Source organism: Ruegeria sp. D6 (assembly GCF_056534365.1).
Window position 1 is genome coordinate 958,232 of record NZ_JBQFPH010000001.1, and the last position, 16,521, is coordinate 974,752.

Consider the following 16,521-nt stretch of genomic DNA (forward strand, 5'->3'; position numbering starts at 1 on the left):
TATGTCTATTCAATCTGAATTTACCCCCTCTCGATCAAGTGGATGGGGCATTGATCGTGGGCGCTATGCCTCACTGGCATTGATCGCCATTTTATTGAGCGTACTTTCCTTCTTTGACGTCTTGCCGCCACGGTTAAGTGCCGGGGTCGCAGCCGTTGGCTTGTCCTTCCTGGTAGTAGTGGTCTTTGCATTGGCGCGTGCTTGGATATTGAATCAGATCGAAGCGCAAACATACGCTGCGATGACGGGTTTTCTAGAGCAAGAAACCGATGCCTGTGTCATTTCGGATGCGACGGGCGAGGTGCTAGTTGCAAACGCTCAGGCCAATGCGCGTCTTATTCGGAACGCGGGTACGCGACTAGATGAGTCTCTGCGTACCGTATTTGCAAACCCGTCGGCGGCGCTGTTGCGTTTGCAGTCTCATGCCCTGAAACGGGGTTTTTGGGAAGAAGATGTTGTCACGCGCGGACAAACAATACCGGTGTCTGTTTCAAAGCTGGGTGAAAATCGGTTTTGCTGGCGTTTTAGGATAGATGCACCCCAGATCTGGCGCAGCGTGCAGCGGCCGGTTCTGACGGTCGGACGAAATGACGTGGTGCTGGATGCCAATGATGCGGCTATCGAGCTTTTTGGTCAGATTCCCACATGCCTCAAGCCGATGGTTCAGGCTGGCGGTGCAGTTGTTGGTAGCATCATACAGATTAAAACCGGGGAAACTGTAGCACCATTCACTGTCACAACGCTCAGGCACAGCGGTATTGTGCGTGAGTTGCTTTTAACGCCGCTGCAGCACGCCGAAGGACCGCAGCACACGACATCATTTGCAGATTTGCCAGTTGCGATCATGTGCATGTCTCCCAATGGAGATGTTAGCGAAGCAAACCACCTCGCGGTTGAATTGGTCGGTGAGATCCAACCGGGGCGGACGAATATCGAAAGCATGATGCAGGGGCTCGGCTATCCGATCAGGGACTGGCTGGCGAGTGCTGCCGAACAAGGCGCAGCACCGCGGTCTGAATTCCTGCGTTTGGTGCGCAAGGACAAAGAGGTGTTTGTGCAAGTTACGCTGTCACGGATTCTCAGGGATGGTCAGGTTTGTCTTATTGCGGTTCTGAACGATGCCACCGAACTGAAAACGATGGAGGCGCAGTTTGTCCAAGGCCAGAAGATGCAAGCCGTTGGGCAATTGGCTGGCGGGGTCGCACATGATTTCAATAACTTGCTGACGGCGATTTCGGGGCATTGTGATCTGTTGCTGTTGCGCCATGACCAAGATGACCCGAATTACGGCGATCTTGTACAGATCAATCAGAACGCCAACCGTGCTGCAGCGTTGGTCAGCCAGCTTCTGGCCTTTTCGCGCAAACAAACGCTCCGGCCCGAGGTGCTGGATCTGCGAGATACGATTTCAGACCTTATCCATTTGCTAAACCGTCTTGTGGGCGAGAAGGTCCGCCTGACGCTCAGTCATGATCCCGTGCTCAAATCCGTCTGCGCGGACAAGCGCCAGTTAGAGCAGGTCTTGATGAACCTGGTCGTCAATGCGCGTGATGCGATGCCTGAGGGTGGGGAGATTCGGATCGAGACCGAAGTGGTGACATTGGATCAATCGATCACGCGCGATCGGGCGACGGTACAGCCGGGAGAATATGTTACGGTCAAAGTCATCGATAGCGGCATCGGGATTCCTGCAGACAAACTGCAAAAAGTGTTTGAGCCATTTTATACGACCAAACGCACAGGCGAGGGGACGGGGCTGGGGCTATCGACTGTTTACGGGATCGTAAAACAGACTGGTGGTTTCATATTTGTCGACAGTGTGCAGGACCGGGGAACGGAATTCACCGTGCTCTTGCCTGTGAGTTCCCGGGTCCAGGAATCGGAGCCTGAGGTACCCGATACGTCAGAGGTGCAAAGTTCCCGATTGGGTGAAGGCGTGGTTTTGTTGGTCGAAGACGAAGCCCCGGTGCGCGCCTTCGCGACGCGGGCGCTTCGCTTGAAAGGCTACACTGTGCTTGAAGCTGAATCAGCCGAAGATGCGCTGCAATTGTTGGACGACCCCAATTTGCTGGTGGATGTTTTTGTCACCGATGTGGTCATGCCCGGAATGGACGGCCCGACCTGGGTGCGCGAGGCCATGAAAACACGGCCTGACGTGCGGGTGGTCTTCATGTCAGGCTATACTGAAGGGGCGTTCGGCGAATCTGGTCCTCAGATCGAAAATTCCACCTTCCTGCCCAAGCCGTTTTCGTTGACCCAGCTGACCGAAGCGGTGTTTCAGCAAATGAATTGAAAACGCTATTCGGCAGCACGATACAATGCGTATTCTGCGGCGTTCAATGATTGGAACCGGAGTTCAGTTTGTTTTGAGAAGTCCATCGGGCAAGCGGGCGAGACGTTCTCTCGCGGTAGATCGATTTTACATTCCAGCCGATTCTGAAGGAAATCCAGTATCTTTTGCTGGCTGTCATATTTGAAAATATGCGCAACACCTTTACCGTTACTGCGGGGTTGCAAAAAATCGGTTTGGCATCCCACATCTGCGTAGGCCGGGCGGGGGTTTTGCATATAGGCGTCAAGGAATGCCTCGAAGCTTAAACCTTTTGTGGAATGCGGATGACCTGCCAATTCGGCGCGCGTTCGATATCGATACCAACTTCCCAACCAATCGACAGGTTCGCGCACAATGGCCATGACGTCCATTTCTGCATCAAACATCTTGCGAAACATGGTCTGGAAGAAGCGATCATAGCGACGCATGTTCGCATGTTTCAGGTCTGTTGGTCCGGACACGACGATATCGGCCCGATCGCGCAAAGCTGATTGATACGCGGTGGAGCCGGTCTTTGGAACAGACAGAAGCGCAAGCCGCTTTTCATAGAAAACAAGCATTTATCTTTTCTCTTCAATGCCTTTCATGTCTCAGATTGTCGTAAACGACTCTTTAACACAATTGCTGAAGAGTAGTTTTCATAAGTTTTAGTTGAAATGTTCTCTTTTTGGTCCCATAAGGAACAAGAGGCGAACAAAGCAGCGATTGCCGCCCGATCAAGGGTGTGACAAAAGAGAAGGCGACAGGACAATGGCGGATCTTCTGACGATGAGCGACAAGAAAAACGCAGACAAGCAAAAGGCGCTCGACAGCGCATTGGCCCAGATCGAACGGCAGTTCGGCAAAGGCTCGATCATGAAGTTGGGCGAAGATTCCAAGCAGGATATCGATGCGAGCTCGACCGGATCGCTGGGCTTGGATATCGCGCTGGGGATCGGCGGCCTGCCGATGGGGCGGATCGTCGAGATTTATGGCCCGGAAAGCTCGGGTAAGACCACGCTGACGCTGCACTGCATCGCTGAACAGCAAAAACGCGGCGGAGTCTGCGCGTTCGTCGACGCAGAACATGCGCTGGACCCTCAATATGCGCGCAAGCTGGGTGTGGATCTGGATGAATTGCTGATCTCTCAGCCCGACACCGGCGAGCAGGCCCTTGAGATCACCGACACCTTGGTGCGGTCGGGGGCCGTGAACATGGTCGTGGTCGACTCGGTTGCGGCGCTGACGCCGAAATCCGAGTTGGAAGGCGACATGGGTGACAGCAGCGTGGGTGTTCAGGCCCGGCTGATGAGCCAGGCGATGCGCAAGCTGACCGGCTCGATCAATCGCTCGAACTGCATGGTGATCTTCATCAACCAGATCAGGATGAAGATCGGTGTGATGTTTGGCAGCCCGGAAACCACTACCGGTGGTAATGCGTTGAAATTCTACAGCTCGGTCCGTCTGGATATTCGCCGTATCGGTGCGATCAAGGATCGGGACGAAGTTGTGGGCAACCAGACCCGCGTCAAGGTCGTCAAGAACAAGGTGGCACCGCCGTTCAAGCAGGTGGAATTCGACATCATGTATGGCGAAGGCATCAGCAAAATGGGTGAGCTTCTGGATCTGGGCGTTAAGGCCGGTGTGGTCGAAAAGTCGGGTTCGTGGTTTAGCTATGGTGATGAGCGGATCGGGCAGGGGCGTGAGAATGCCAAGCAATATCTGCGTGACAATTCCCGTGCGGCGCTCGAGATCGAAGACAAAATACGTGCCGCGCATGGGTTAGACTTTGAAATGCCACCCGAAACGGAAGAGGATGACATCCTCGAAGCTTAAAGCGTGCCTGAGGGGGAACCGAAGAAATCCCCCGGCACCCCGGTAGTGCTAAAATATCTGGTACAGGGTGGCCCCTCGGGGCCGCCTTGTTTCGTTTCGGATGGGCCAATGCTGTGGACACTCTCGGGGGGTGGGGCTAAACCTTTGCTGACCATAACGACTGCGCGCCGAGAGAGCCTTATGCCAACGCTGAACGACATTCGATCTACCTTCCTGAACTACTTTGCCAAGCAGGGGCACGAAGTGGTTGCGTCCAGCCCGCTGGTTCCGCGCAATGATCCGACACTGATGTTCGTCAACTCGGGTATGGTTCAGTTCAAGAATCTGTTTACTGGCGTCGAAACCCGCGACTACAGCCGTGCTACCACTGCACAGAAATGCGTGCGTGCAGGCGGCAAACACAACGATCTGGACAATGTGGGCTATACCGCTCGCCACCATACGTTCTTTGAAATGCTGGGGAATTTCTCATTCGGGGATTACTTTAAGCATGAGGCGATACCGTTCGCTTGGGAACTGATCACCAAAGAGTTTGGTATCGATAAGAACCGTCTGTTGGCCACTGTCTATCACACCGATGATGAGGCATTTGAAATCTGGAAAAAGGTTGGTGTCCCTGAAGACCGGATCATCCGCATCGCTACCAATGACAATTTCTGGCAAATGGGCCCTACCGGCCCCTGCGGCCCGTGCACCGAGATTTTCTATGACCACGGTGATCACATCTGGGGTGGGCCTCCGGGTTCGGCTGAGGAAGATGGTGATCGGTTCATCGAAATCTGGAACATCGTTTTCATGCAGAACGAACAGTTCGAAGACGGCTCGATGGTCGAACTCGACATGCAGTCGATCGACACCGGCATGGGATTGGAACGCATTGGAGCGTTGCTGCAAGGCAGCCACGACAATTATGACACCGATCTGTTCAAAACGCTGATCGAAGCCTCCGCGGATGCGACCGGTGTTGATCCTTATGGGGATCAAAACGTGCATCATCGCGTGATTGCGGACCACTTGCGTTCAACTTCGTTCCTGATCGCGGATGGTGTGATGCCGTCAAATGATGGGCGAGGGTATGTTCTGCGCCGTATCATGCGCCGCGCGATGCGCCATGCGCATCTGTTGGGGGCCAAAGATCCGGTGATGCATCGCCTGGTACCCACGCTGGTGCAATTGATGGGTGCGCAATATTCAGAGCTTGGTCAGGCGCAGCCACTGATCGAAGAGACACTACTGCTTGAGGAAACTCGGTTCAAGCAAACTTTGGATCGCGGTCTGAAGCTGTTGGATGAGGAAGTTTCGGGCTTACCTGAAGGCGATCCACTACCCGGAGACGCGGCGTTCAAACTGTATGATACCTATGGTTTCCCGCTCGATCTGACGCAGGATGCGCTGCGCGAGAAAGGTCGAACCGTCGACACCGATGGATTTGACGTGGCGATGGCCGAACAAAAAGCCAAGGCACGCGCGGCGTGGGCCGGGTCTGGCGAATCTGCCGATCAGGTGGTTTGGTTCGATGTGCTGGATGCGGCCGGTGCGACCGATTTCCTTGGCTACGATACTGAAAAGGCCGAGGGGCAGGTCGCTGCGTTGGTGGTCGATGGTGTATTGGTCGACAAGATCGAGAAGGGTGGTACCGGCTGGGTCGTAGTCAACCAGACACCGTTCTATGGCGAGGCCGGCGGCCAGGTCGGCGACACCGGTGAAATTCGCAGGCTGGATGAGCGCGACGATATCGCCCGTGTTGAAGACACCAGAAAGTTTGCTGATGGCAAAGTCTATGCTCACAAGGTCACGATTGATCATGGGGCGATCTCAAAAGGTGACGCGGTTGAGCTGGAAGTCGATCACGCGCGCCGCACGGCCATTCGTGCCAACCACTCCGCGACGCACCTTCTGCATGAAGCTCTGCGCGAGACATTGGGTGACCACGTGGCGCAGCGCGGGTCGCTCAACGCATCAGATCGTTTGCGATTCGATTTCAGCCATTCCAAGGCTCTGACACTGGAAGAAGTGCAGAAAGTTGAGCGAGAGGTGAACGCATTCATCCGGCAAAACTCAACCGTGGAAACCAGGATTATGACACCTGATGACGCCCGTGAACTGGGTGCTCAAGCTCTGTTCGGTGAGAAATACGGGGATGAGGTGCGCGTGGTTTCGATGGGCAAAGCACCCACCGGCAAAGGCCAGGATGGCGAAACATGGTCGATTGAACTGTGTGGCGGTACCCATGTGCGCCAGACCGGTGATATCGGAACCTTCGTCGTGCTGGGCGACAGTGCCAGCAGCGCGGGCGTGCGGCGGATCGAGGCTTTGACCGGTGATGGCGCATTTAAGTATCTGTCGAAACAGGATCATCGCCTTTCCTCAATTGCGCTTGAGTTGAAAGCGCAGCCTGATGACGTTGTGGCGCGTGTTAAGACTCTGCTGGATGAGCGTAAGTCGCTGCAAAACGAAGTTGCGCAGTTGCGCCGTGATCTGGCGATGGCCGGAGGTGCGGGGCAGGGCAGTGGCGCTGAAGCGCGCGATGTAAACGGTGTGGCGTTCTTTGCGCAGTCGCTCTCGGGTGTTTCCGGAAAGGACCTGCCTGCATTGATTGATGAGCACAAAAGCCGTTTGGGTACGGGTGCAGTATTATTGATTGCTGATACCGGCGGCAAAGCGGCTGTCGCAGCGGGGGTCACTTCGGACCTGACAGACACGGTATCTGCGGTGGATCTGGTCCGCGCGGCGGTGACCGAACTTGGCGGCAAGGGCGGTGGTGGACGGCCTGACATGGCACAGGGTGGGGGCAAGGATGCCTCAAATGCAGAGGCTGCAATCAAGGCGGCTGAACAGGTTTTGGGAGGATAAGATGCCAGCACTTTGGATCGCACACGTTACTGTGACAGATGCCGATGCTTATGGAAAATACGCCGAGCTTGCAGGGCCGGCAATTGCGGCGCATGGGGGTGAATTCATCGCCCGCGCGGCACGTTACGTGCAGTTAGAGGGCAAAGAGCGACCACGCAATGTGGTCGCCCGCTTCCCAACCGTCGAGGCTGCGGTAGAGTGCTACAATTCTCCTGCATATCAGCAGGCATTGGATCATGCCCGTGGCGCCAGCGAGCGAGAGCTGGTGGTCGTTGAAATTACCGATTGAGAATCAGGCTAAATCTACTTTTGCATGAAACTTGCAAATTCTGCCCGGCCTAGAGCGGTGCGACATGCCATGCATTTTAGACTGGGCGGCTCTTCACGAGCGCTCTGAATTTATATGCATTATTACAATGGGTTGTGCGTACTTCCTGTTGGTTTTGAACATATTTCTCTATCCGATTGTGGCACTTCGCGCCACTTTCTTGCGCGGAAATGGTCACGAAAAGTGACGAATTTCCGCCGTTTTTTCCGCTCAATCTCGGATTTGATTGCGTGACAACCACGGTTTGCGGATATGGTCCGGTGTACAGATGGGTTCTGATCCACGCAGTTTGCAGGGACTAATAGGACTCGAGGGACAGGCATGAAATTCTTTGGTACGACCTTAGACGCCCACTTAAAGAGCGCTGCCAAGCTTGGCGGGCTGTTTGGTTTGGCTATCCTGATTAACGGTTCGCTGTTGTTTGGGACTGAAGCATCGGCGAAAGATGCCGCGTTTATCCCGAGTATCGCTGCCTCGCCACCACCTTCCGGTGCGCGTCAGCTTTGCGGTAAATATTCCTGGGCATGTGCGCAAAAAGGTATCGGTTCCTTATCTACCAGCCAAGAATTGAAGCTTGTCAAAGAGATCAACCGCCGCGTTAATCGATCCACGCGAGAGGTCACGGATCAGTCGCAATACAAAACCAGTGAACTTTGGGCGCTTCCAACGTCGCGCGGTGGTGACTGCGAAGATTTTGCGCTTCTAAAGAAAAGAGATTTGATCCAGGCCGGTTTCGACCCTCGTAAACTACTGCTCGCGACAGTGTTGGATACGCGCAGAAACTCTCATGCTGTTTTGGTCTATCGGTCAAGCGACGGCGATCTGGTTCTGGATAATTTGACCAATCAGATCAAGCCTTGGAAGGCGACGCGCTATCTGTTCCTGAGGATGCAAGATCCTAAGCAGCCCGCCAGATGGCTGGGAGTTTATGGAAAAAGCTGAGTTCTTCGACCTCAACTAGAGTGGGCGGGTGCATCTGCACGCCGCCCATCCGCTATTCTCGCCAGTGGCGCTATGGTCGCGCCCAACCCTGATCGAAGGAATTAATGACCGCGATCATCCTCTTTTTCGCGCTCAGCTCTGCGTTCTTGGGATTTGGCTCTGTCTTTGACCCGTTTGGCTTCGGCTATTGACAGTTTTCCCAAACGCTCTTGCGACTGCCGGGCACTTTCCCGGTACATCTTGGCGTTAGCGGCATGTTGTTGTGCGTAGGCACGTTGCTCATTAGCCCAAGCTTGGCTTTCTTTGGCCCACCCAGCAAACAGCCGCGCTTGTTCCCTTGCCTGCTTCGCACCCTTTTTATCGCCAGCGTCACGTAGTTGCTTGGCTTTTTCAGAATAGTCTTTAGCCGTTTGCCGGTGCTGCTTGATTGTCTTTCTTTTATCTTTGACTCTTTCCCTGTATTCCCTTGCCTTTTCACGCTCTTCTTTCGCCTTTTTCCTGTTTTCCTTTGCCTTTTTTCTTTCTTCCTTGGCTTTTTCGTCGTCGCCGTTTGGCTTCTCAGGCGTATCGGGTGTGTCAGGCGTATCGGGTGTGTCAGGCGTATCAGGTGTGTCAGGCGTATCGGGTGTGACCGGGGTATCAGGCCTATCGCGCTCGGTTCTTTCGTCTGAGGCACCGTCACCCGTGCGCTGCGGGTTAATGCCAATGCTCGCCGTAGGCAAGTCAGTCAAAACAGCTGCAAATCGCGGGCAATCAAGAATTGTACGCTCCAGGATCGACTCGAAGTCGGCGCGCCGTTGGATATAACGGAGCATGCCTGAAGTAACCACGTCGCACGCACAAAGAGTGTTCGACGAAACAGACTGTTTGGCCGTGCTCACTGTGCACGTACCAGCCGCCTGAGCGGAATTTCCGAAGGTGAAGGGTAAGATTGCAGAAGCAAAAGCAATCGATAACAGTTTGGATCTAATGCGCATCGCACGCTCCTTAAGCACTCGTTAACTAAATTGCCGTATACTCAAACGGCGTCACACTTTGAACACAAAGTCCTCTTTCTATCGCCTATTTTCAAGCAAACTTTCTGTTGGATTTCTGTGATCCAGCTCACTCAAACACGATTAATCCATAAAAAACAAAAAGAAGACCTGCTGTTGCACCAGGTCTTCTTTTTCTGTGTTGTTTCTAGCCTGACGCAAAAATGTCACGAATGTGGCAATGTTTCCAAAACGTGAACAAGTTCACAGCATTGATCAGGCTGATTTTGACATCCGTTTACGCTCATGCGGATCCAGATAACGTTTGCGAAGCCGGATCGCATTGGGCGTAACCTCGACCAGTTCATCGTCGTCGATATAGGCGATTGCCTCTTCAAGCGAGAACTGAATATGAGGGGTCAGCCTTACTGCGTCGTCCGAGCCGCTGGCACGCACGTTTGTCAGCTTCTTACCTTTCAGCGGATTCACTTCCAGATCATTGTCTCGCGAATGCTCTCCGATCACCATGCCCTGATAGACATCAGTTTGAGGGCCAACAAACATGCGGCCACGCTCTTCCAAATTCCAAAGCGCATAGGCAACCGCCTGACCGTTTTCCATCGAGATCAGAACACCCGCACGTCGACCCGGAATCTGTCCTTTATGGGCCGCCCAGCCGTGGAAGACACGGTTCAAGACACCAGTTCCGCGTGTATCGGTCAGGAACTCTCCGTGATAGCCGATCAGGCCACGAGACGGCACGTGGGCGATGATCCGGGTCTTGCCTGCCCCTGCAGGGCGCATTTCAGCCAGTTCACCTTTGCGCGCACCCGTGATTTTCTCGATCACCGCGCCAGAATATTCATCATCCACATCGATCGTGACTTCTTCGATAGGTTCAAGGCGCTGGCCGTCCTCCTCGCGGAACAAAACCTGTGGGCGCGAGATGCTAAGCTCGAATCCTTCGCGGCGCATGTTTTCGATCAGAACACCCATCTGCAATTCGCCGCGACCAGCAACCTCGAAGGCCTCGCCGCCGGGCGTGTCGCTGATGCGGATGGCTACGTTCGATTCGGCTTCTTTCATCAGGCGATCACGAATGACCCGAGACTGAACCTTTTTGCCGTCACGACCAGCCAGCGGGGAATCGTTTATGCCGAAGGTCACTGTGATGGTTGGTGGATCGATAGGCTGGGCGGGCAGGGCCTCTTCGACTTGCGGGGATACAAGGGAATCTGCCACGGTGGCTTTGCTCATACCCGCAATCGTGACAATATCGCCTGCTTCAGCGATGTCGATGGGTTGTTGAGCTAATCCACGGAATGCCAGTATTTTCGACGCGCGGAAGCTTTCAATCTGGGTGCCATCTCGGCTGAGTGCTTTGAGGCTGTCACCCGCTTTCAGAGTTCCACTTTCCACGCGACCGGTCAGAATGCGACCGATGAATGGATCGCTGCCCAAAGTGGTGGCGAGCATCTTGAACGGTTCGTCCTTTTTCTCGATCTGCTTGGGGGCGGGGACGTGATCAACGATCAGATCGAACAGGGCGGTCAAGTCCTTGCGCGGACCGTCAAGCTCCATATCGGCCCAGCCGGACCGGCCCGAAGCATACATGGCCGGGAAGTCCAGCTGATCGTCATCGGCGCCCAAGTTGGCGAAAAGGTCGAAACATTCGTCCAGCGCGCGATCAGGCTCGGCATCGGGTTTGTCGACCTTGTTCAGCACGACAATCGGGCGCAGGCCCAAAGCCAGCGCCTTTGAGGTCACGAATTTGGTTTGCGGCATCGGGCCTTCGGCGGCATCGACCAGCAGTACAACGCCGTCGACCATGCTGAGAATACGTTCGACTTCCCCACCGAAATCAGCGTGGCCGGGGGTGTCGACGATGTTAATGCGGGTATCCTTCCACTCAACGCTGGTGGCTTTGGCCAGGATGGTAATGCCGCGTTCGCGTTCCAGGTCGTTGCTGTCCATGGCGCGTTCTGCCACGGCCTGGTTTTCCCGGAACGCGCCGGATTGTTTAAGCAGCTCATCCACCAGGGTCGTCTTGCCGTGGTCCACGTGAGCGATGATTGCGATGTTGCGCAGGTCCATGAGAGGTCAGCCTTTGAACGGGAAGTTGCCGCGCGCATAACGCGGCGCGACAAAATATACCAGCCCTAACCGGCGGTCAGTGGCCCGCTGTAGCTGAAAACAGGTGGATGATCAGAATGCCGCTCAAAATCATGCCCAAACCCAAGACTGCGGGCCAATCGAGTTTTTGGCCAAAAACCAGAAATCCAATCAGTGCGATCAGGGCAATACCAAGGCCCGACCAGATTGCATAGACAATGCCCACAGGCATGACCTTTAACGTGAGGGCCATAAGATAAAAGGCCGACCCATAGCCAACCACGACAAGAGCCGACGGCCAAAATCGCGTAAACTGATGGCTAGCCTGCAACGCAGTCGTGCCGATGGTTTCCGCGATAACAGCCAACATTAGGATTAGGTAGGTCTTTGGCACGAGCGATGCCTCTCTGAATTATCGCGAAAGGTTGAGCATACTTGCGATCATTTGGGCAAGGGGATTCAGATGCAGATGATCAAAACCCTAACTTTACCAAAGGTCAGGTAAACCCGACTATTCGGGCTTTTGCATTTGTGCTAAACACTCGATTGTTTTTAGTGTGTTTTTAATGAGTTTGATAAGATGACGACTTTTGCAAAATCGGTCATTATCGTTTCGGTTTTGATTGTGGCGTTGGGGTGGCTTGCAGACGGGGGGTCCGTCGACATTGATGCAGCCCAGAATGTTGAGCGGTTCACAGGTTTTCCGGTTTAGGCGCCCACCGAGCGATATCCTCGAAAAGGAGCTTTCGGGCTCCTTTTCTTTTCTTCAGACGCTGAGCAATCTTTACTGCTTTTCGATCGCTTTCAGCTTGGATCGATGTTCAGACAGTCTTTTCACCACGAATTGCCGCGCCTTGCGTTCCGCCAGCCTAACCCGGATTTCGGTCAAGAACGCTTCTTCCAGAGATTGCGAGGCTGCACCGAGAACGTCTCCAACCTCCACAAAGAATCGATCCTCGCCCGTCTCGTCCATAACCTTCATCGTGTCCTCGGCCAATCTGGCGGCCAGGGTAGTGATGGTATCGGACATCAGCGCGTATTCTCTGTCAGGCGACGTTTCACGTAATCCGTCACATCTGTCATCAGTGTGTCCATGTGGCGGTCTTGGAAGAAGTGATCGGCACCTTCCACCTCATTATGGGTGATGGTGATACCCTTTTGTTCATGCAGCTTTCCGACCAGAGACGCAGTGTCTGCAGGTGGCGCTACACGGTCCGCCAATCCGTTGATGATCAAGCCAGAAGACGGGCAGGGTGCCAGGAACGAAAAGTCGTACATGTTTGCGGGCGGCGATACACTGATGAAGCCAGTGATCTCGGGGCGGCGCATCAGAAGCTGCATTCCGATCCATGCACCGAACGAGAACCCAGCGACCCAGCAATGCTTGGAGTTGTTGTTCATCGACTGAAGGTAATCCAGCGCTGATGCTGCATCGCTCAGCTCACCTACACCCTGGTCATACTCGCCCTGGCTGCGACCAACGCCGCGAAAGTTAAAACGCAGAACCGTGAAGCCCATGTTGTAAAAGGCGTAATGCAGGTTATAGACCACCTTGTTGTTCATGGTCCCGCCAAATTGTGGATGCGGGTGAAGCACGATAGCGATCGGTGCGTCTTTTTCCTTTTGCGGGTGGTAGCGGCCTTCCAGGCGGCCTTCGGGTCCGGGAAAAATCACCTCGGGCATGTGTGCTTTGGTCCTGTTTTTTGACGCGTCGGCCCCGAGATTATCTTGACGGTAATCCTCAGGTACCTTAGAACGGTTCTAATTACATTGTGTCGCGTGAAAACGCTGTCAGTGGGAGATACGCACTGGCTCGGGCGACGTCAATGTTTTCGCGCAGTTCTTGCCTGAAGGAAACAAAATGAAGCTGTCGACCAAAGGCCGCTATGCGATGGTTGCGCTGGCGGATATCGCACTTCAGTCCTCGGACAAACTCGTCACGTTGGGCGAGATTTCCGAACGTCAGGATATTTCACTGCCGTATTTGGAGCAGCTTTTCGTGAAACTGCGCCGAGCTGATCTGGTCAGTTCAGTACGCGGACCGGGTGGGGGCTATCGCCTGGCGCGACCTGCCTCGGAAATCCGTGTGGTCGAGATACTGGCCGCGGTTGATGAGACGGTGGATGCGATGCACAAGGGGGCAGGTGCCTCGGGCGCGTCTTCGGGCAGCCGGGCGCAGTCACTGACCAATCGGTTGTGGGAAAGCCTGAGCGCGAATGTTTACGTATTCCTGCATCAAACGCGGCTGTCGGATGTAATTCGGAATGATCTTGCACCGTGTCCCGCTGTTCCTAGCTTGTTCGCAGTCGTGGACGATTGATCTGATGACGTTTTTCTGTGTTCCGTCAAAACCCATCTTGGAAAAGATACATCTATGAAACGGGTTTATCTCGACCATAACGCAACCGCCGCTCTGAGGCCCGAGGCCCGCGATGCAATGATCGCGGCGATGGATTTGGTGGGCAATCCGTCCTCGGTCCATGCCGAAGGGCGCGCCGCAAAAGCGGTGGTCGAGAAAGCGCGGGCTCAAATCGCAACAGCGTTTGGGGCCGATGGTGCCGACATCGTGTTTACTTCTGGTGCGACGGAGGCAGCGGCTTTGGCCATGGCGGGGCGCGATCTTCAAGGTGCAGCGATTGAACATGACGCGGTAAGAGCTTGGATTAATGAGGTTCTGCCTGTCTCACAAGGCGGTTACGTTGACGTGCCGGACGCTTCCCGATCCACGCTACAACTGGCCAATTCGGAAACTGGAATTGTTCAAACTTTGCCTGCCGGTCTTGCGGTCACCGACGCGACTCAGGCTTTTGGTAAGTTGCCGATAGCCTTCAACTGGCTGGGGGCTGAGATGGCGCTGATTTCAGCCCACAAACTTGGCGGGCCAAAAGGGATCGGGGCGTTGGTGATGAAACGCGGCACCGATCTTGCTGCGCAAATCAAGGGCGGCGGGCAGGAGATGGGGCGTCGCTCGGGTACAGAAAATGTCACTGGAATTGCGGGGTTCGGAGCAGCAGCTGAAGCCGCGTCCCGTGATTTAGCAAATGGCGTTTGGGAAAACGTTGCAGAACTTAGAAATATTCTAGAAAACGCTCTTGAGGCTGGTACGAAAGCTACTATTTTTGTCGGGAAAGACCAAGGGCGACTCCCCAACACTCTGTGCTTCGCCACACCGGGCTGGAAGGGTGAGACCCAGGTCATGCAGATGGATTTGTCGGGATTTGCGATCAGCGCAGGCTCGGCCTGTTCCAGCGGCAAGGTTCGCGCAAGCGCCGTACTGACGGCCATGGGATTTGATGAGATGACGGCCTCCAGCGCAATCCGCGTATCGCTGGGGCCAGAAACGACGGAAGAAGATGTGCTGCGTTTCGCGGAAACGTGGCTTGAAAAAGAGAAAAAGCATCGCGCGCGGGCCGCGTGATCTGACGGAGGGTGAATTATGGCCGCTTTGGACCAGACCCAGGTGAAAGAGGGTGTCGATCAGGAAACCGTAGACGCGGTTCGCGAGGTCAGCACTTATAAATACGGCTGGGAAACTGATATCGAGATGGAGTATGCGCCAAAAGGCGTGAATCCCGATATCGTTCGTCTGATCTCGGACAAAAATGATGAACCTGAGTGGATGACCGAATGGCGTCTGGCCGCGTTCGAGCGCTGGACCCAGATGGAAGAGCCTAAATGGGCGATGGTGCACTACCCGCCGATCGACTTTCAGGACCAGTATTATTATGCCCGTCCGAAATCGATGGAAGATAAACCCAAATCTCTTGATGAGGTCGATCCCAAGCTTCTGGCGACTTACGAAAAGCTGGGTATCCCTCTGAAAGAACAGATGATCCTGGCAGGTGTCGAGGGCGCTGAGAATGCACCGGCAGAAGGCCGTAAGGTTGCTGTTGATGCAGTATTTGACTCGGTTTCGGTCGGGACGACTTTTCAGGAAGAGTTGAAGAAAGCCGGCGTTATCTTCTGCTCGATTTCCGAGGCGATCAAAGAGCATCCGGAACTGGTCAAGAAATACCTAGGGACGGTCGTACCGGTCTCGGACAATTTCTATGCCACGCTCAACTCAGCTGTGTTCTCGGACGGCTCGTTTGTTTATGTCCCTCCGGGCGTGCGCTGCCCGATGGAACTGAGCACATACTTCCGCATCAATGCGGAAAATACCGGCCAGTTTGAGCGCACGCTGATCATCGCCGACAAGGGCTCTTACGTCTCGTATTTGGAAGGCTGCACAGCGCCTCAGCGCGACACTGCACAGCTTCACGCGGCGGTTGTCGAGATCATCGTCGAAGAAGATGCCGAGGTGAAATACTCGACCGTTCAGAACTGGTTCCCCGGAGATGAGAATGGCAAGGGCGGTATCTACAACTTCGTGACCAAGCGCGCCGATTGTCGGGGTGATCGCTCCAAGGTGATGTGGACGCAGGTCGAAACCGGCTCAGCCGTAACCTGGAAATACCCGTCTTGCATCCTGCGTGGCGACGATAGCCAGGGTGAGTTCTACTCGATCGCAATCACGAACAACATGCAGCAAGCCGACACCGGCACCAAGATGGTGCATCTGGGCAAGAACACCAAGTCGCGGATCGTATCGAAAGGGATCAGCGCCGGTAAGGCGCAGAACACCTATCGTGGTCTGGTGTCGATGCATCCAAAGGCCAAGGATAGCCGCAACTATACGCAGTGCGACAGCTTGCTTATTGGCGACAAATGCGGGGCGCATACGGTTCCGTATATCGAGGTGAAGAACAACTCATCTCGGGTCGAGCACGAGGCGACGACATCAAAAGTGGATGACGATCAGCTGTTCTATTGCCGTCAGCGTGGCATGGACGAGGAAGAAGCCGTGGCCTTGGTCGTCAACGGGTTCTGCAAGGACGTTCTGCAGGCGCTGCCGATGGAATTTGCGATGGAAGCGCAACAGCTTGTGGCAATCAGCCTTGAGGGATCAGTCGGCTGATGACACCAAAACCCCAACAGCGAATCCGAAAGGACGATGTCCTGACCGTGCTTGGCTATGCGTTGCCGGTGCTCGGCGGCCTGTTGGGGGTTGCTTACGTCAATACCAAGTACATGGACTTCATAAACCCGGTTTGGGCAGTGGGCGCAGGCGCGTTGCTTGGATGGATTATCGCCCGTGTGATCCGCAAGGCACTGGGATAGGAACA

16 protein-coding genes are annotated in these 16,521 nt (G+C 54.6%); 10 read left to right on the forward strand and 6 right to left on the reverse strand.

The window, feature by feature from the left end; all coding sequences use genetic code 11:
- Position 1 precedes the first annotated feature (1 nt).
- Positions 2-2,293: an ATP-binding protein gene (locus ACR0A1_RS04750; protein WP_480866444.1), complete on the forward strand. Its 2,292-nt coding sequence runs from the start codon at positions 2-4 to the stop codon at positions 2,291-2,293.
- 5 nt (positions 2,294-2,298) lie between these two features.
- On the opposite strand, the gene ACR0A1_RS04755 is transcribed toward ACR0A1_RS04750, so the two are convergent.
- On the reverse strand, positions 2,299-2,760 hold the full coding sequence (locus ACR0A1_RS04755) for a gamma-glutamyl kinase (RefSeq protein WP_480613515.1): 462 nt from the start codon (positions 2,758-2,760) through the stop codon (positions 2,299-2,301).
- Positions 2,761-3,082: 322 nt separating this feature from the next.
- On the opposite strand from ACR0A1_RS04755, the gene recA reads away from it, so the two are divergent.
- The 4 genes from recA to ACR0A1_RS04775 all read left to right on the forward strand — a co-directional run bounded on the left by recA (position 3,083) and on the right by ACR0A1_RS04775 (position 8,270).
- Positions 3,083-4,147 (forward strand): recombinase RecA, encoded by a 1,065-nt coding sequence (recA, locus tag ACR0A1_RS04760; protein WP_170595572.1) that lies wholly within the window; start codon positions 3,083-3,085, stop codon positions 4,145-4,147.
- Between the two features lie 180 nt (positions 4,148-4,327).
- Positions 4,328-7,000, forward strand: coding sequence for an alanine--tRNA ligase (gene alaS, locus ACR0A1_RS04765; RefSeq protein WP_480866870.1), 2,673 nt, complete (start codon positions 4,328-4,330; stop codon positions 6,998-7,000).
- A gap of 1 nt (position 7,001) precedes the next feature.
- Positions 7,002-7,289 carry a DUF1330 domain-containing protein gene (locus ACR0A1_RS04770; protein ID WP_170393026.1) on the forward strand — a complete coding sequence of 96 codons (288 nt, stop codon included), beginning with the start codon at positions 7,002-7,004 and terminating at the stop codon, positions 7,287-7,289.
- A gap of 360 nt (positions 7,290-7,649) precedes the next feature.
- Positions 7,650-8,270 carry a transglutaminase-like cysteine peptidase gene (locus ACR0A1_RS04775; protein ID WP_170562671.1) on the forward strand — a complete coding sequence of 207 codons (621 nt, stop codon included), beginning with the start codon at positions 7,650-7,652 and terminating at the stop codon, positions 8,268-8,270.
- 101 nt (positions 8,271-8,371) lie between these two features.
- On the opposite strand, the gene ACR0A1_RS04780 is transcribed toward ACR0A1_RS04775, so the two are convergent.
- From ACR0A1_RS04780 to ACR0A1_RS04790, 3 genes are all read right to left on the reverse strand, one after another.
- A complete protein-coding gene (locus ACR0A1_RS04780) occupies positions 8,372-9,247 on the reverse strand; it encodes a hypothetical protein (RefSeq protein WP_480866447.1) in 876 nt (291 codons plus the stop codon).
- A 273-nt stretch (positions 9,248-9,520) separates the two neighbouring features.
- A complete protein-coding gene (gene typA, locus ACR0A1_RS04785) occupies positions 9,521-11,338 on the reverse strand; it encodes a translational GTPase TypA (RefSeq protein ID WP_170625884.1) in 1,818 nt (605 codons plus the stop codon).
- Between the two features lie 76 nt (positions 11,339-11,414).
- Complete coding sequence (locus tag ACR0A1_RS04790; protein ID WP_480453698.1) at positions 11,415-11,750, reverse strand: DMT family transporter; 336 nt, start codon at positions 11,748-11,750, stop codon at positions 11,415-11,417.
- A 186-nt stretch (positions 11,751-11,936) separates the two neighbouring features.
- Between ACR0A1_RS04790 and ACR0A1_RS04795 the strand changes: the two genes are divergently transcribed.
- The gene (locus ACR0A1_RS04795; protein ID WP_480759554.1) at positions 11,937-12,068 is read left to right on the forward strand and encodes a hypothetical protein; all 132 of its coding nucleotides are present in this window, start codon (positions 11,937-11,939) and stop codon (positions 12,066-12,068) included.
- 72 nt (positions 12,069-12,140) lie between these two features.
- Here the strand turns inward: ACR0A1_RS04795 and ACR0A1_RS04800 are convergent, their stop codons facing one another.
- On the reverse strand, positions 12,141-12,386 hold the full coding sequence (locus tag ACR0A1_RS04800; RefSeq protein ID WP_170393030.1) for a hypothetical protein: 246 nt from the start codon (positions 12,384-12,386) through the stop codon (positions 12,141-12,143).
- A complete protein-coding gene (locus tag ACR0A1_RS04805) occupies positions 12,386-13,039 on the reverse strand; it encodes an alpha/beta hydrolase (protein ID WP_008758207.1) in 654 nt (217 codons plus the stop codon). Before ACR0A1_RS04805 ends, ACR0A1_RS04800 begins: the two co-directional genes overlap by 1 nt.
- A 178-nt stretch (positions 13,040-13,217) precedes the next feature.
- On the opposite strand from ACR0A1_RS04805, the gene iscR reads away from it, so the two are divergent.
- From iscR to ACR0A1_RS04825, 4 genes are read left to right on the forward strand one after another with little or no spacing between them, the layout of a single operon-like run.
- Positions 13,218-13,676 (forward strand): Fe-S cluster assembly transcriptional regulator IscR, encoded by a 459-nt coding sequence (iscR, locus tag ACR0A1_RS04810; RefSeq protein ID WP_170393031.1) that lies wholly within the window; start codon positions 13,218-13,220, stop codon positions 13,674-13,676.
- Positions 13,677-13,730: 54 nt separating this feature from the next.
- On the forward strand, positions 13,731-14,774 hold the full coding sequence (locus tag ACR0A1_RS04815) for a cysteine desulfurase family protein (protein WP_170393032.1): 1,044 nt from the start codon (positions 13,731-13,733) through the stop codon (positions 14,772-14,774).
- A gap of 18 nt (positions 14,775-14,792) precedes the next feature.
- Complete coding sequence (gene sufB / locus ACR0A1_RS04820; protein WP_170393033.1) at positions 14,793-16,313, forward strand: Fe-S cluster assembly protein SufB; 1,521 nt, start codon at positions 14,793-14,795, stop codon at positions 16,311-16,313.
- A complete protein-coding gene (locus ACR0A1_RS04825; RefSeq protein WP_170636125.1) occupies positions 16,313-16,516 on the forward strand; it encodes a hypothetical protein in 204 nt (67 codons plus the stop codon). The genes sufB and ACR0A1_RS04825 overlap by 1 nt, the downstream gene beginning before the upstream one ends.
- The last annotated feature ends 5 nt before the right edge of the window (positions 16,517-16,521 follow it).

What these genes read in the sequence shown, in the direction of transcription:
- ACR0A1_RS04750 (WP_480866444.1), top strand. Translation starts at nt 2, where the DNA reads ATGTCTATTCAATCTGAATTTACCCCCTCTCGATCAAGTGGATGGGGC.
- ACR0A1_RS04755 (WP_480613515.1), bottom strand. Translation starts at nt 2,760, where the DNA reads ATGCGTCGCTATGATCGCTTCTTCCAGACCATGTTTCGCAAGATGTTT.
- recA (WP_170595572.1), top strand. Translation starts at nt 3,083, where the DNA reads ATGGCGGATCTTCTGACGATGAGCGACAAGAAAAACGCAGACAAGCAA.
- alaS (WP_480866870.1), top strand. Translation starts at nt 4,328, where the DNA reads ATGCCAACGCTGAACGACATTCGATCTACCTTCCTGAACTACTTTGCC.
- ACR0A1_RS04770 (WP_170393026.1), top strand. Translation starts at nt 7,002, where the DNA reads ATGCCAGCACTTTGGATCGCACACGTTACTGTGACAGATGCCGATGCT.
- ACR0A1_RS04775 (WP_170562671.1), top strand. Translation starts at nt 7,650, where the DNA reads ATGAAATTCTTTGGTACGACCTTAGACGCCCACTTAAAGAGCGCTGCC.
- ACR0A1_RS04780 (WP_480866447.1), bottom strand. Translation starts at nt 9,247, where the DNA reads ATGCGCATTAGATCCAAACTGTTATCGATTGCTTTTGCTTCTGCAATC.
- typA (WP_170625884.1), bottom strand. Translation starts at nt 11,338, where the DNA reads ATGGACCTGCGCAACATCGCAATCATCGCTCACGTGGACCACGGCAAG.
- ACR0A1_RS04795 (WP_480759554.1), top strand. Translation starts at nt 11,937, where the DNA reads ATGACGACTTTTGCAAAATCGGTCATTATCGTTTCGGTTTTGATTGTG.
- ACR0A1_RS04800 (WP_170393030.1), bottom strand. Translation starts at nt 12,386, where the DNA reads ATGTCCGATACCATCACTACCCTGGCCGCCAGATTGGCCGAGGACACG.
- ACR0A1_RS04805 (WP_008758207.1), bottom strand. Translation starts at nt 13,039, where the DNA reads ATGCCCGAGGTGATTTTTCCCGGACCCGAAGGCCGCCTGGAAGGCCGC.
- iscR (WP_170393031.1), top strand. Translation starts at nt 13,218, where the DNA reads ATGAAGCTGTCGACCAAAGGCCGCTATGCGATGGTTGCGCTGGCGGAT.
- ACR0A1_RS04815 (WP_170393032.1), top strand. Translation starts at nt 13,731, where the DNA reads ATGAAACGGGTTTATCTCGACCATAACGCAACCGCCGCTCTGAGGCCC.
- sufB (WP_170393033.1), top strand. Translation starts at nt 14,793, where the DNA reads ATGGCCGCTTTGGACCAGACCCAGGTGAAAGAGGGTGTCGATCAGGAA.
- ACR0A1_RS04825 (WP_170636125.1), top strand. Translation starts at nt 16,313, where the DNA reads ATGACACCAAAACCCCAACAGCGAATCCGAAAGGACGATGTCCTGACC.